Origin of the sequence: Pseudenemella bisphenolivorans (assembly GCF_051133435.1) — a bacterium.
GTDB lineage: Bacteria > Actinomycetota > Actinomycetes > Propionibacteriales > Propionibacteriaceae > JAAYAO01.
Genome location: NZ_JBPGNY010000001.1, coordinates 459,174 through 473,387 on the forward strand (window position 1 = coordinate 459,174; position 14,214 = coordinate 473,387).

11 protein-coding genes are annotated in these 14,214 nt (G+C 66.0%); 6 read left to right on the forward strand and 5 right to left on the reverse strand.

The annotated features are described in order from the left end of the window. Positions 1 to 246: 246 nt before the first annotated feature. From ACR4XW_RS02215 to ACR4XW_RS02230, 4 genes are all read left to right on the forward strand, one after another. Positions 247 to 1,479 (forward strand): DUF6361 family protein, encoded by a 1,233-nt coding sequence (locus tag ACR4XW_RS02215; RefSeq protein ID WP_434758876.1) that lies wholly within the window; start codon positions 247 to 249, stop codon positions 1,477 to 1,479. Continuing rightward, positions 1,466 to 3,277: a phospholipase D family protein gene (locus tag ACR4XW_RS02220; RefSeq protein ID WP_434758877.1), complete on the forward strand. Its 1,812-nt coding sequence runs from the start codon at positions 1,466 to 1,468 to the stop codon at positions 3,275 to 3,277. The genes ACR4XW_RS02215 and ACR4XW_RS02220 overlap by 14 nt, the downstream gene beginning before the upstream one ends. After that, entirely contained in the window at positions 3,274 to 6,462 is a 3,189-nt protein-coding gene (locus ACR4XW_RS02225; RefSeq protein ID WP_434758878.1) for a P-loop NTPase family protein, read from the forward strand. Before ACR4XW_RS02220 ends, ACR4XW_RS02225 begins: the two co-directional genes overlap by 4 nt. Before the next feature lie 114 nt (positions 6,463 to 6,576). After that, on the forward strand, positions 6,577 to 7,962 hold the full coding sequence (locus tag ACR4XW_RS02230) for an FAD-dependent oxidoreductase (RefSeq protein WP_434758879.1): 1,386 nt from the start codon (positions 6,577 to 6,579) through the stop codon (positions 7,960 to 7,962). A gap of 10 nt (positions 7,963 to 7,972) precedes the next feature. On the opposite strand, the gene ACR4XW_RS02235 is transcribed toward ACR4XW_RS02230, so the two are convergent. Beyond that, positions 7,973 to 8,440, reverse strand: a complete 468-nt coding sequence (locus ACR4XW_RS02235) for a GNAT family N-acetyltransferase (RefSeq protein ID WP_434758880.1) — start codon at positions 8,438 to 8,440, stop codon at positions 7,973 to 7,975. A gap of 106 nt (positions 8,441 to 8,546) precedes the next feature. Further along, entirely contained in the window at positions 8,547 to 8,789 is a 243-nt protein-coding gene (locus ACR4XW_RS02240; RefSeq protein WP_434758881.1) for a hypothetical protein, read from the reverse strand. Positions 8,790 to 8,961: 172 nt separating this feature from the next. On the opposite strand from ACR4XW_RS02240, the gene ACR4XW_RS02245 reads away from it, so the two are divergent. Beyond that, entirely contained in the window at positions 8,962 to 9,837 is an 876-nt protein-coding gene (locus ACR4XW_RS02245) for a hypothetical protein (RefSeq protein ID WP_434758882.1), read from the forward strand. A gap of 67 nt (positions 9,838 to 9,904) precedes the next feature. Here the strand turns inward: ACR4XW_RS02245 and ACR4XW_RS02250 are convergent, their stop codons facing one another. Next, on the reverse strand, positions 9,905 to 10,477 hold the full coding sequence (locus ACR4XW_RS02250; protein WP_434758883.1) for a hypothetical protein: 573 nt from the start codon (positions 10,475 to 10,477) through the stop codon (positions 9,905 to 9,907). 76 nt (positions 10,478 to 10,553) lie between these two features. Continuing rightward, a complete protein-coding gene (locus ACR4XW_RS02255) occupies positions 10,554 to 11,135 on the reverse strand; it encodes a TetR/AcrR family transcriptional regulator (protein WP_434758884.1) in 582 nt (193 codons plus the stop codon). A gap of 81 nt (positions 11,136 to 11,216) precedes the next feature. On the opposite strand from ACR4XW_RS02255, the gene ACR4XW_RS02260 reads away from it, so the two are divergent. Continuing rightward, a complete protein-coding gene (locus ACR4XW_RS02260) occupies positions 11,217 to 13,169 on the forward strand; it encodes an MFS transporter (protein WP_434758885.1) in 1,953 nt (650 codons plus the stop codon). Positions 13,170 to 13,281: 112 nt separating this feature from the next. On the opposite strand, the gene ACR4XW_RS02265 is transcribed toward ACR4XW_RS02260, so the two are convergent. Further along, positions 13,282 to 13,797, reverse strand: a complete 516-nt coding sequence (locus ACR4XW_RS02265) for a DinB family protein (RefSeq protein ID WP_434758886.1) — start codon at positions 13,795 to 13,797, stop codon at positions 13,282 to 13,284. Positions 13,798 to 14,214: the final 417 nt, after the last annotated feature.

A 14,214-nucleotide genomic window follows, 5' to 3' on the forward strand; every position in this document is an offset into this window, starting at 1 on the left:
GGGTACCAGCCCGACCGGGAGGGGCTCGGCGATCTCGGATCATTGCAGCGCTCCCCCCAGCCGCTTCGTTTGCATCGACGGGCCCACAGTGCGTCGCCCCCGCCCGACCCGGCTCCGGCACAGATCACTACGCTGGTCGGAATAGTTTCGGGTCGGCAGATTCCAGGAGGCGTCGATGTACACCGCGGCCGGGGGCTCGTGTCGTGCTGCATGGCCTCGCTCTGCCGGGTAGTGGTGAGTTCTCGGATGTCCTCCATCGCTTGGCTCGACACCTCGCCCGAGGAACAGCGCAAAACCCGCGAGATGCTCAGTCTCTTTTCGCAGAAGCAGAGCCTGGACGAGCTCGGCATCGGACCGATCCGTGATGCCCTCAGCGACACCCTCTTTCCCGGCACCTCGACCCTGCACACCCGGGCCCGCTATTTCCTGCTGATTCCCTGGTGTTACCTCAAGGCCGCAGAAGGCAAGCACCACTCCCCCGAAGAGCTGCATGCCCTCGCCCAGAACCACGAACGCACGCTGGCCGCCCACCTGAAACGGGATCACCCCGATGAGGACGGGATCATCGGACGCCGCGCGGGCCACACAGTGCGCGTCCTGCCGTCGGCGATGTTCTGGCGAGCCCTGGTGCGCTGGGGAATTCTGTTGCGTGACGTCGACCCGCGCCGGTTGCGCTCAACCGGACCCGTCCCGCTCACCGACGGGGAGGGCCCGGTGCGGCGCTCACCCTCCGACTGGCACCCCACCCTTCCGCCGCGACCGGTGGACCTTCCCTGGCAACTGCCGGGAGGACTCTCCCTCACCCATGCCGAAGCCGCGTGGTTGCAGGAGCGGATCATCGCCACGACCGACGGCACCCTGCTGGCCACCCTCGCCCAGGACCCCGACCCACTGGACGATGCCAGCCCGATGCCCTGGCGCGACAGCAAAGTCGATCGCCATGCTGCGGGTTTTGCCGAACTCGACCATGCTCGCCGTTTCTCCAAGCTCATCGCCGGGGCGACCCGCCTGTACAACGTGCTCACCGCGCGGGCCTATCTGGCGGCCGGTTTCAACCGGGCCTGCGAGAGCATCGACGGCTACGAGCAGAAGTACCGCGACTGGCTGACCGACCTCGGCAGCCCGTCCGAGCTCTTCGAAGAATGGAATCTGGAGGATTTCTGGGAGCTGGTGCGACGGGCGAATCCACGCGTGGCACCCCGGACGGAGCGGTTCGTCCGCGATTGGGCAAGGCTCGTGGCCGGTGGTCAGGCACACCTCGCCCTCGACCACGGCAGCCGGGCCGCCCAACTCATCGCGTACCGTGAGAAGAGCGTCAAGCGCGGTCAGGCGCGCCTGGCCAACGAGAAGTTGTTGGGAATCTGGGGCGGGGAGTCGATGCCCGCCGACCTGAGTTTCCGGTGGCCGCAGGTGCGGCAGGTGCTCACCGATATTCAGCAGAGCATCACTGCTTCGGACGGTGCGCATGCTGGAGCCTGATTCGCGGGTCGTGCTGCTGAACCAACTCCGTCCCCCGGCCGGTTTTCGGGTCGAGGCCGCTGTGGTGACGACTTTCACCCTGTCCCTGACCACGGCTCTGGTGCCACCCCTCGCCTTCGCCTCGAGCGACATCTCCGCGACGGCCGACCCCGTCGCGGTGCTCTCCTCGGTGCGCGAGTGTGCCGACATCGTCGACATCTTCTGTCAGCCGGGCCAGATCGAGGTACCCGAACAGGCCTCCGACCTGATGGCGTGCCTGGAACCGATGGTGCACCCCGTCCAGCCCAACCCGGGCTTTCTGTTCCACCCCAAGCTGTGGTTCCTGCGCTATGTCAACGACGCCGGCGAACAGCGCTATCGGCTGCTGTGCACCTCTCGCAACCTCGTCGACTCCACGGCGTGGGATCTCGCGGTCACCCTCGACGGCATCCCCACCTCATCGCCCCGCGACGAGAACCGCGACCTGGCTGCCCTGCTGCGCTGGTTGCCCGACCACGTGGTCACGCCATTGGACCCGACCCGACGCAGGCGCATCCGCCGGCTGGCCGCCGCTGCCGAAACCATCGAGTGGCAGCTACCGCCCGACGTCGAAGAACTGTGCTTCCACCTGTGGGGCACCGACAGCACCCCGCGGGCGGACTTCGGCGGCACCCGTCACCTGGTTGTCGCACCCTTCATGGACGCCCGGGGACTGCGCCACCTGACCCCGGGCAGCCGGGACATCACCATCGTGTCGCGGCCCGAGGCCCTGGACACCATCCCCGACGGGGAACTGGGTCGGGCGACGTCCAAGGGGGATCGGGTCTACGTCCTCGATTCGGCCGCGAGCCTGTTCGAGCACGACCTCGAGGACGACGCCGAGGCGCCCGGACGCACTGTGCCGGTCGATCGGGACGGGCTGCACGCCAAGCTCGTGATCGCCCAACGGTTTCCCCGCGCGCACACCTTCATCGGCTCACCGAATGCCACCGCGGCGGCTTTCGGCGGCAATGTCGAGTTCGCCGTCGAACTGGTGGGCACCGTGCGCCGAACCGGTATCAGCCAGGTAATCGGCCCCGAGGCACCACTGCGCGACTATCTGGAGCCCTACGCCGGTAAAACGGAGGTCGACGACACCGAAGACCCACTGCGGCAGTTGAAGAACGTCCTGCGCCGGCTTGCATCGATCGCGTTGGAGATAGCGGTGACCAGCCGGGGCGACACTTTCGAATTGCTGTTGCGCAACAAACGCCGCAGCGAGGTGCTCGGGATCCCGAGCCGGATGACGGCTTCGGTGTCCCTGCTCACCCGCCCCGGGGTGGCGGTGTCGATCGATCCGAACCGTCCGTTGGAGGTGAGGTTCACCGAGGTCCCGCTGTGCGATATCACGCCGTTCGTCGTGGTCGAGCTGACCGAAGACAGCGAAACGCTGTCGAGCGTGGTCCATGCACCCCTGCTCAACGATCCGCCCGATCGCTTGGACGAGGTGCTCGCCCGGCAGATCGACACCCCCGAGAAGTTCATCCACTTCGTGATGCTGCTGCTCGGTTTCGCCGACGGCTCCGGGGAATGGTTCGCCCTGCTCGACGGCGCCGACGATGGCGCCTACTTCGGGTCGGGGTCCGAGGGATGGTCCGGTCTGCTCGAGGAGTTGGTACTGGCGCTGGCGAACAAGCCCGCGACCATCGACAAGGTGAACGAGTTGGTGACCAGCCTGAAAAGTACCGAGGAGGGCGCCAAAGTCTTGCCGCGACGCTTCGAGGAACTGTGGGCGAACGTCGCCGAGGCCCGCAGAAGGCTCGCCAGGGAGACCCGATGAACCAGAACTTCTCGGCCGCCGAGGTGCTGGGAAAGCTCACCCGGTTTCAGCGCAACAGCGTCGCCCACGTGATGGATCGGCTCTACTCCCCCGACGGAGTCGATCGCTTTCTGGTCGCCGATCAGACCGGGCTCGGCAAGACGATGGTGGCTCGTGGCGTGATCGCCCGGGTCATCGAGCGCCTGCAACACGACCCCGGTGTCGACCGAATCGACATCGTCTACATCTGTTCGAACGCAGACCTGGCCCAGCAGAACCTGCGCAAGCTGGACGTGACCAGCGGCCCACAACACACGGTCGCGAGTCGGTTGACCCTGCTGGCCAAGCATTCCCGCCGCTTCCCGCCCGTCCAGGTCGCCGGTCGCCCACGTTCGGTCAACCTGGTCTCCTTCACTCCGGGAACCTCTTTCTCCACCGGCTTCCGGTCGGGGAAGGCCGAAGAGCGGGCCATGCTCTGGTTGCTGATGGAGCAGGCTGCGGAACTCGGCCCGCCAAGTGCCGCCCGCGACCGTGCGGCCCACAAGGTTCTGCAAGGCAATGTGGCCACCGTCGAGAACTTCGAGCGCTGCGTGAACAACCTGCGCGCCGAGTTGGGTGGGCAGGTTCACGAAGGAACCCGCACCGCCTTTCTCGATGCGATCCGCAAGCCGACCGGCGACGGGCCGTCCCTGATCGAGCGGATGGCGCGCGCGATGGACGAGAACGAGGAGGATTGGAACGTCAAGTGGTCACTGATCGCCGAGCTGCGCGCGACCCTGGCCCGCGAGAGCGTCCGCCTGCTCACCCCCGATCTGGTGATCCTCGATGAGTTCCAGCGCTTCCGAGAACTACTGAATCGCGACTCCGAGGCGGGCGAGCTTGCTCACCATCTGTTCGACTTCCGCCAGGGTGAGGACGGTACCGGTGATCGCGCGAAGGTGCTGATGCTCTCGGCCACTCCGTTCAAGCCCTTCACCTACCAGGAAGAGAGCGTGATCGGTGACGACCACCATCGTGACTTCCTGGAGGTGGTGGGGTTTCTCGCCGACGGTGACCCCACCGATCCGGCGGGCCGGATTCGACAGGCACTCGCCGATTACCGGGAGGCCCTGATCAGCGGCGGGCCGGCCCACGATCTGGCCGAACGGGTGCGTCGGGAGATGTTGCAGGTGATGGTGCGCACCGAGCGTCCCAGCGGCGAGGAGGTCGAGCTCACCACCGAGGTGTTGGGCGAGATCGCTGCACCCTCACCCGATGAGATCACCGGCTTCGTGGCCTTGCGAGAACTCGCCCGGTTTGTGGGCGCACCGATGAGCATCGGCTATTGGAAGGCCGTGCCGTACTTCGTCAACTTCATGAGCGGCTACAAGGTCGGCGAAAAGGTGAAGCAGGCACTCGGCGACCCGACGACGGCGGCCGAAACGCGCAGGATTCTCGACCGCACCCAGCGCCTCGATGTGAAGGCCATGTCCAGACTTCAGCCAGTGCCGATGGGTGATGCCCGGCTGCAACACGTCCACGACCTGACCATCGGGGAAGGGTGGGCCAAGCTGTTGTGGCTGCCACCATCACTGCCCTACCTCCGGCCCGGGGGCCCGTTCAAGAAGGTGCGCGATGCGACCAAGCTGTTGATCTTCTCTTTCTGGGGCGCGACGCCGACGGCCATCGCATCCCTGCTGAGCTATGAGGCAAACCGGGTCATGTTGGGGAAGCCCTACGCGAGGTTGACCCCCGAGAAGCGCGAACGGGATCGGCTGACCCGGGCCGGTCGCTTGCAGTTCCGCCTCAACCGGTCGGAAGGCCGACCCGACAGCATGAGCACCCTCGGCGTGTTCTGGCCGATGCCGGGTTTGGCTGCGATCGGCGATCCCCGAGCCGCGGCACGGCGCGCCGGCGGCGAAGTGTCGGCTGACGATCTGCGCGCAGAGGTGGCGGCGGCCCTCCGAGCCGTCCACGTCAACAACCGCTCCGGCGATGCCCCCGCATCCTTCTGGTTCGAAGCCTTCCGCCGCGAGGATTCCTTCCCCGCAGGAGTCGACGAAGCTGCGGCCAGGAGCTACTTCGCCCACACCGATGAGGAGGCCAAGGACAGCAGGGACGGGGCCGCCGGTGTGCAGCGCCATGTGAGTATGGCCTTCGAGGTCAGGGGCAGTGCTCAGGATCGACCCGTCACGGCCGCCGTCCTCGCCACGCTGGCCCAGGTCGCCGCGCATTCGCCCGGCAATATCGCCTACCGGGCCGTGGGACGGCTGCGCTCCGAAGACAATGCGATCACCGATGAGGGCCATTGGCGGGCAGCGGTCAGGTTGTCGCTCGGCCTGCGTTCGCTCTTCACTCGTCCCGAGACCTCCCGTCTCCTCGACCAGCTTCGGATGCCCAGGGCTCCGCACTATTGGCGCCGCATTCTGCAGTACTGCGAGTGGGGCAATCTTCAGTCGGTGTTGGACGAGTACCTCCATCACCTGGCGGTGGCCGAAGGTGGCGCGGGCACCGACGAGAAGCTGCTCGCGATCGTGGACGCGGCGGTGGAGGCGATCACCCTGCGCCCATCGACCTACCAGATCTTCGACCCCGACCACCCCGATCAGCCGGTGCGGATGAATGCCCGTTTCGCGCTGCGGTTCGGAAGCCGCGACGACGCCGCAGCGAGCGACGGCGTCCGGATGCCCCAGGTGCGGCAGGCCTTCAACAGTCCGTTCTGGCCCTTCGTGCTCGCCTCGACCAGCATCGGGCAGGAAGGCGTCGACCTGCACTGGTGGAGCCACGCCCTGCTGCATTGGAACACGCCGAACAATCCGGTCGACTTCGAACAGCGCGAGGGTCGGGTCGACCGGTACGAGGGTCACGCCGTACGCAAGAACGTGGCCGAACACCACGGTGCCGAGATGCTCACCAGCCCGTCCGACAACCCGTGGGAGGCGGGTTACCGGATCGCCGCCACGGCGCGTCCCGAGTTGGGTGCGTTCGCCCCGCACTGGGTCTACCCCGGCCCGGCCAAGATCGAACGCCACGTCGCGCCGCTGCCGCTGAGCATCGATCAGGAGCATCTCGAGAGCGTCAAGAAAAAGGTGGCGCTGTACCGCCTGACCTTCGGCCAGCCCCGCCAGGAAGACATGCTGGAACTGGTCGAGAAGAAGCTCGTGGGGGTGACCCCGGAGGAGTTGGCACGGCTACGACTGGATCTCAGCGCGCCTCCCACGGACTAGCAGCCCGGCAAGGATCTCTCCTGATGTCGGCCTCGACTCCGCTGGCGATCATCCACCGGTTGGTGGACACCACGGCCTGCCCGGACGCCCACAACCCCGCAGTAGTGTTGCCACATGAATAGCGAGGGCACCGCAACCGAGAAGATCGACGTCGACCTGCTGGTGATCGGCTGGGGTAAGGCCGGCAAGACCATCGCGAAGAATTACGCCACCCAGGGTCATCACGTTGCCATCGTCGAGCGCGATCCCGGCATGTATGGCGGCACCTGCATCAACGTGGCCTGCGTCCCGACCAAGGATCTGGTGGTCTCGGCCGAACAGCGACGCCCGGATGATGATCCGGCGGCTTGGTTCGCCGGGGCCGTCCGCGATCGGGACGCCCTGATCGGCAAACTCAACCAAGCCAACTACGACATGTTGGACGGCTCGGTGCAAATCATCGACGGCGAGGCCCGGTTCGTGGGTCCGCACGAGGTCGAGGTCGCCACTTCGTCCGGTCCGGTGCAGGTGTCCGCCGCCCGGATCGTGATCAACACCGGCTCCTCCCCCAGGCTGCCCGATATCGACGGGGTCGACCTGCCGGGCGTGTACAACTCCACCACCATTCAGCACGCAGATCCGTTTCCGAAGCGGCTGTGTGTGATCGGAGCCGGCTTCATCGGCCTGGAGTTCGCCTCGATGATGAACAACTTCGGCGCCGAGGTCACCCTGCTCAACCACGCCCCGGCTTTGCTTCCCGACGCCGAACCCGCAGTCGCCGAGGCCGTTGTCTCCCTGCTGGACGATCGCGGAATCACGCTGATCAACGAGGCCGAGGCGCAGCGGATCGAGCAGACCGACCAAGGGTTGCGGGTGGTGACCTCCCAGGGTGATTTCACCTGCGACGCGGTGCTTCTGGCCACCGGCCGGACGCCGGCGACGGCCACACTCAATCTGGCAGCGGCCGGCATCGAGACCGACGACCGGGGTTTCGTCGTGGTCGACGAGCACCTGCGCACGAATGTTGAGGGCATCTGGGCCACCGGTGACGTCAACGGCGGCCCGCAGTTCACCTACATCAGCTACGACGATCACCGGATCGTGATGGATCAGCTCACCGGTTCCGGTGAGCTCTCGACCAAAAACCGGGTGGGCGTCCCGAACGTCACCTTCCTGACTCCGCCGTTGGCGCAGGTCGGGTTGACTCCGCGACAAGCGAAGGACGCCGGTCACGAGGTGCTCTATGCCGCCAAGCCGGTGGCGAACATCGCGGTGATGCCGCGTCCGAAGATCTTGGGCGAGACCCACGGTGTGATCACCTGCACCGCCGACGCCAAGACCCGCAAGATCCTCGGGACGACGCTGTTCTGCACCGATTCGCAGGAGGTCATCAACATGGTGGCGCTGGCGATTCGACTTGGGGCGAGCGTCGAGGATCTGCGCGACGGCATCTGGACGCACCCCTCCAGCACCGAGGCTTTCAACGAGGTGCTCGGCGAACTCGCCCCGTGGAGCGACTGAAGCGAGGGCCCTAGTTGTCCGGACGCCCGCAGCGGTCGGGGTTCTGCCAGGGCCACGCGTCCTTCAGCCATTGCGCGACCGCGTCGGCAAGCGGCTGGTCCAGTTCTGCCCGGTCGACGCGCACCCACGACTGGACGATGACATCGCCCCGGCCCTCCGGCGGATAGAGGTATACGCAGCCGATCACTTCACCATCGGGCGCATCGAGAACTGTGAAGGTGAATCCCTTGCCGGCCTCGAAGTCGGCGCTGTGCCGGACCAGATCGGCCAGGTTCTCCTCGAGGGACATGCCCTCTTCCGGCGGCCAGTTCCCGTCCGGGTAGCCGGATGTGCGACGAATGTGGTCGATGCTCGACATCCAGGCCGCATGATCGCCTTCGTTGTGTTCCGGCCCCAAAGGCGTCAGGACGAACCGGTCGGTGACCAAGGAGGTCGGCGGGAGGAACCCGTCGGGGACGAATGGATTCTGCGGCAGCACCTCTTCACCCTAGCGCCGTGCGGGTGGGCCGGACCCGTCCGGGCGTACCAAAACCACCAACCCACCCGCCGGTTTCGGGCCACAGCCGGCCCAATGCGAGAGTGAGTTAGGAGTCTTGGTACCGGGAGGGTGAGTTCTGCCGACGGTTTGAGGCCACACCCCACGCGATCCAGCCGGCCGCCACCAGAATCGGGAGAGCCAGCACCCATGGAAACATCAGATCCGCCGGAGATCCGTAGATGTTGGCGTCCCGCTCCATTCCGGACATGGTGCCGATCGCGGCGCAGGCCGCCAGGGCGACCGCGAATCCAATCCCGAAGGCGGTATTCGTCACCAGCTTCGTGTTCACCATTTCTCCTCCACTCGAGCGGAATCCTTGTGGACACAGACTTCGGTCTCGAGCGTAGGCCCGGGCAATCCAGCCCCCAACATCGAGGCGAGAAATTTCGTCGACACCCAGAGTCCTCTCAGACCTGCGATGCACCCCTCACACAGACCCGGTGCACGCCTATCGTTCATCCATGGGTTTCAGCAGGTTCAGGTGGCCGGTGGCCTTGATGCTCGGCGCCCTGGTGATGCCGCTGGTGACTGCCTGCCAACTCGGATCGGAGTCGCTGTCGAGGATTGTCGCCGACCTGGCCGATGAGGCCGGCAGCGAGCAGGTCGGCAGGATTTGGGTCGAGCGCGTCCCGGACGAGGGATTGCGCGTCACTGCGGTCTTCTTCAAGGACGACGGGACTGCGGTCGAATACCTCAAACGACCCCAGGAACGAAAACCGGTCAGCCTGGGTTCATCCCCCGTCCCCCGCGTTCTGCCGCCCGGTGTACCGGTCGACCAGTTGGATCTCGACGGTTTGGAACAACGCTTGGACGAGGTTCCCGACTGCGAAGACCCCCGGGGATCGATCTTCACCTTCGCCGACCATGTCGCCGAGAACGTCCGGTGCAGCTACGACGGCAAGCCCACCGGACGTCTGGACGGCACACCGGCTCCGGTCTTCGCCGCCGGCGACCTCCCGGCGGCGGCCAACCGACTACACGCCGATGCGGAGATGCTGAGCGCGGAGCAGGTGGGCCGGGTGTCCATCGTGATGACCAGTTCGGAGGTGTGGACGGAGTTTCAGGTGATCGAACCGGCCCTGCCGGCCAGCGACGGCAAAAGCTGCGCCCTGTTCGTGACGCGGGCGGGCGGTTCCTTCTTCCCACAGTGCGAAGTCGTCTCCACCCGATTTCCCGCCGACGCGCTGAACCCCGAAGTCATCGTCAAGATCTGGAAGGCCGAAGGCTCACCGACCGAGGACTGGCGACTTGTGCTTGCCGATGACGACGAGCCCACGTGGCTGGCCGAGCGGCTCAAGGAAACAACCGCCTACACCCTCGACGGCAACCGCACCTGAGGATGACCTGGTCTCAGAGGTGTTCGGAGTGCTCCGCACCTGGTGGCGCCCGACACGGAGCATCTGGTCACCCTGGGCTCGGCATGACTCCGCCGGTCAACGTCGTCCCGTGCCGTGCCAGGTAGAGCACCACGGAGACCGCGGCGAACACCAGCAGGGTGAGCCCCATGAACGGGCCGACGACCCGGCTGGTAGGGGCGGTGTCGCGGGCCAGTCGGCTGCGCAGCACCAGCAATCCGCCCACCTGGATCAGCCCGAGCAGCGCCAGGGACAGGTCGTCCAGCAGCCAGGCCAGCGGCAGGAAATGCACTGCAACGACCAGGGCGACCCACCAGGCCATCCAGCGCGTCCGCCCCCATCGCCACAGCAACACGCAGCCGACGCCGGCGGCGAGCACCTCGATGCCGGTGAGGATGCCGAACCAGTGATAGCGACCCGCCAGCGCGGTGCCCTGACCCCACAGCCGAAACACGGCAAAGCCGAAGACACCGGCCAGGACGAGACCCAGCACCGATCCAGCACCGATCCAGGCGCGCCGACCCCGGGGCGGGTCTTCCTGCGCCCATCCGAACCACACCAGGGCCATCAATCCGAACCAGGCGATGGTGAAGGCGTGGTCTCGTACGAACTCGGTGAGCATCGCTACCTCCTACCCGCTTTCTGCAGGTATGCCCCTTGCCTACCACAACGAGCCGGCTTCACGGGGATGCCGAGGCTCATGCGTCCAGCAGTGCCGCAACCCTTCCCCGGGCGATTCCGAGGAGCCGGTCGCCCTCGATCCCGCGGTGGGCGACCGCACCTTCCAGGAGCAGGAACACCTCGTCGGCGACGGTGTCCGGATCGACCAACTCCGGGTGACCCTGTCGGACGAGTTCGGCAATGCGACGGCGGACGACCTGCTTGTGCGCCCGGATCACTCGGTAGCCACGGTGGTCGACCGGCAACTCGGCCGCGGCATTGATGAACGCGCAACCCCGATCCGATGCCTCGGAGTCGGCGAAATAGGAGTCGAAGAATGCCAGCACCGGCGACCCCGGCGCTTCGAGGAGCCGTTGCTCCATGCGCTGCCACCAGCGGTGGTGTCGGGCCTGGAGGTACGCCGCGACCAGGTTCTCCTTCGAGCCGAACCTGTCGTACAGGGTTCGCTTCGTGATGCCGGATTCGTCGGCGATGGTGTCGACCCCGACGGCATGGATTCCACGGCGGTAGAACAGCCCGGAGGCCACCTCCAGGATGCGTCGGGCGCCGGGGGTCAACTCGGGAACCCGCAGCATCTCGTCGGATCCTTCCTCGGACATCGCCTTCCCTCCCGCATTGACTTCACAAGTCAGTGTACTTAACCTCAAGATAGTTTACAGGTCTGTGAGATTGGAATGGGTGTGCGGAGACGAGCGACCATCGAGAACCATCAGCTCGGGCTGCTCGACCACCGTCACACGCTCTGGTTGACCGGCGCCGGGCTTTCGCTGATCGCTGCCTGCTACGGCTTGGCCCGTTTCGCCTACGGCCTTTTCGTACCGACCTTCCGCCTCGAGTTCTCACTTGATGCCACCGCGGTGGGAGCGATCGCCTCCGGCTCCTTCGCGGCCTACTGCGTGGCAATCGTGCTTTCCTCGGTACTGACCCCGCGCTTCGGCGGTCGCGCCGTGGCCATTGCCGCCGGAACGATCGCCACCGCGGGCGTCCTCCTGGTCGCGGTGGCACCGAACGTTGCCGTCCTGGCACTCGGAGTGCTCATCGCCGGGTCCAGCACCGGAGTGGCCTCTCCACCGCTGGTGCATGCCGTGGCGCACTCGGTGGCCCTGCCGGCCCGGAACCGGACGCAAACGGTGATCAACGCGGGTAGCGGCATCGGCGTCGCGGCCGCAGGGCCGGTCGCCCTGTTCACTCAGGAGGATTGGCGTGCCGCCTGGTTGGTGTTCGCGGTTCTGTGCGCCGTGACGACGCTGTGGGTCGCTATTGCCGTGCCCTCCGGCCGGTCGCCCAGGCGGGAGTCGGTCGCTGGGTTTCCCCGTCCGCTGCTGCCGTCCGGGAGCGTGGGATTGATCGCCGCCGCCATTCTCATGGGAGTCGCCAGCTCGGCGGTGTGGACGTTCGGCCGCGACGTCCTCGTCAACGTCGGTGGGCTGGACGAGGCAGCTTCGACAATCGCGTGGATCCTGCTCGGAACGTTCGGCCTCCTGGGCGCCGCGGCGGGCGATCTGACCCGCCGCGTGGGTGTCCGCACCGCATGGACGGTGATCATGCTGATCATGGGAGCCGCGACGGTGCTCCTGGCCGCCCTTCCGGTTCTCGCCTGGGTCGCCGCGGCGGCCTTCGGAGCCGCCTACGTCGCGCTGACCGGGATGCTGCTGATCTGGGGCACCGACATCTATCACCGAACCCCGGCCGCCGGTGCCGGGCTGCCCTTTCTCGCCCTCGCGATCGGCCAAGTGGCGGGAGCTCCCCTCATCGGCGCACTGTCCGAAGCCGTGGGTTCTCTCGCCGCGTTCGGCGCAGCAGCCCTGATCGCCTGTGGCGGAGCGGCTCTTCGCACCCCTTCCCGTTCCTCGGGCCGTCACCGGGAACCGGGCGATGACGGCGCGCAGGATGACGCGCAAACTCGGGATGGACGCCGGAGTCGGCACTTCGGATGGATAGCATCCGGAACGTTGACGATGCACGCGAGTGCCGACGGAAGGCCCGGGATGGAGAGCTCGACGCAACTGCGGGAGATCGCAGCCCAGTACTCGCTGACCTGGCCCAAGCAATACTTGGCGCTGGCCGACGAAGGAATGTTGGACGTTTCACCTCGTCAGTTCCTGCACTTCAACACCGACTTCGAGGTGCTCCAGCCCCGGGACGTCGCCAAGAGGCTGCAGATGCTGGCCGAACCGAATGATTTCCGGCACATCGACCCGGCCGAGGGTTTGCTGCCCTTCGGAATGGAACCCAACGGCAATCTCTACTGCTTCCATACCGGAGCTGCCGAGGGTGGTTCGGTTCCGGTGGTGCTGCTGCAGGACGATGACGAGGAAGACCTGCGCCTCGCCCCCGACCTGCCCGGATTCGTTTTCGTCACCATGGTCGAGACGGTTGCGGAGTTCTATGACGATGACGACCTGGGCCAAGGTGACCCGCGCCAGAACGCCGCCGACTGGCTGAGCTCACACGAGCAGATCCTGATCCCGGACCAGGTCGTGGCGCTTCGCGAGCTCTTCGTCCGGCCGTTGATCGAACGCGACGACGATTCGATGGGCTTCATCGAGTTCGCCGAGCTCGATGACCTGATCGACCCGGTACTGAAGTACCCAAAGCGTCACGAGCCGATTCACCTCTGGCAACGCGGTTAGCCAGCCATCAAGTCCCGCGGCGCGACGCCGCAGGTGTGCTCCTTGCCCGCGTCGGCCGCATGGTCGACGAGCAGGGCAAGAATGCCCGTGAGCGGATGATGCCCACCGAGGGTCAGCCTCGGAGGGCTGCCTCTCGTTCGCTCAGGATCTGCTCGACCAGGATCTCGGCGTGTCCGGCATGCTGCGCCAACTCACGAATGCAGTGCACCGATACCCATCGCAACGTGAGTTCTCCCATGACCGGATGCACACAACTGTCATCCAGACTCAAACTCTCGATCACGCGATCGGCACGTGCGGTGACGGCTTCATGGGCATGAGCCAAACTTTGCAGATCGTCGGCCGGATCCAACATGAAGCTCTCGTCGACCGTTTCCGGGATTCCGGCATCGGCACGGGATTGACCACCAAATCGGCACACGAACCAGGCCGTCTCGACGAAGGATGCGTGCTTGAGCAAACCCAGTGGCGTGGTCAAGGACGGCACGAGTCGTCGGCGCGACTCTTCGTCCGTCAGCTTCAGCACCGTCTCTCGCAGGATCCGGCGGTGTTGGGCAAGAAAGGCAAGCAGGAGGGTCCGCTCATCTGCTGTGCCTGCTGCTTCTGCTCCCGGAACTGTCCTCGTCATCGCGCACCCCTACGTCCGCCCACCAAGGAATCGGAACTCGACACGGGCGGAGCGCGATCGGATTCACGTTGCAAGTCGCGGCTTCAGGGTACGGGGTTCACAGCCTCGGCCACCAGCGCATTCCGAGTCATCACCATCGCTGCCACGGCACCACTCCGCCGGCTCTCACCAGAGTTGATTTTTCCCGACGACGCATTTCATCCCAGTTCCGGGCCACGCCCTGAACGTCCAGGTGCCGCGCTATGTTGAGGTGGATACAAACGCACCCCAGAGCCGAGTATCCCTCGCGTTTGGGTGGAATCAGCCAATATGGGGTGCGTTTTCATCCATCGCCGCGCTGAGGCGACTCTCCGCCGATTGCTAGGGCACGCTTCACGGCCCGCATCATGGCTCGACCGCGTTCTCATCGCGTGGGTC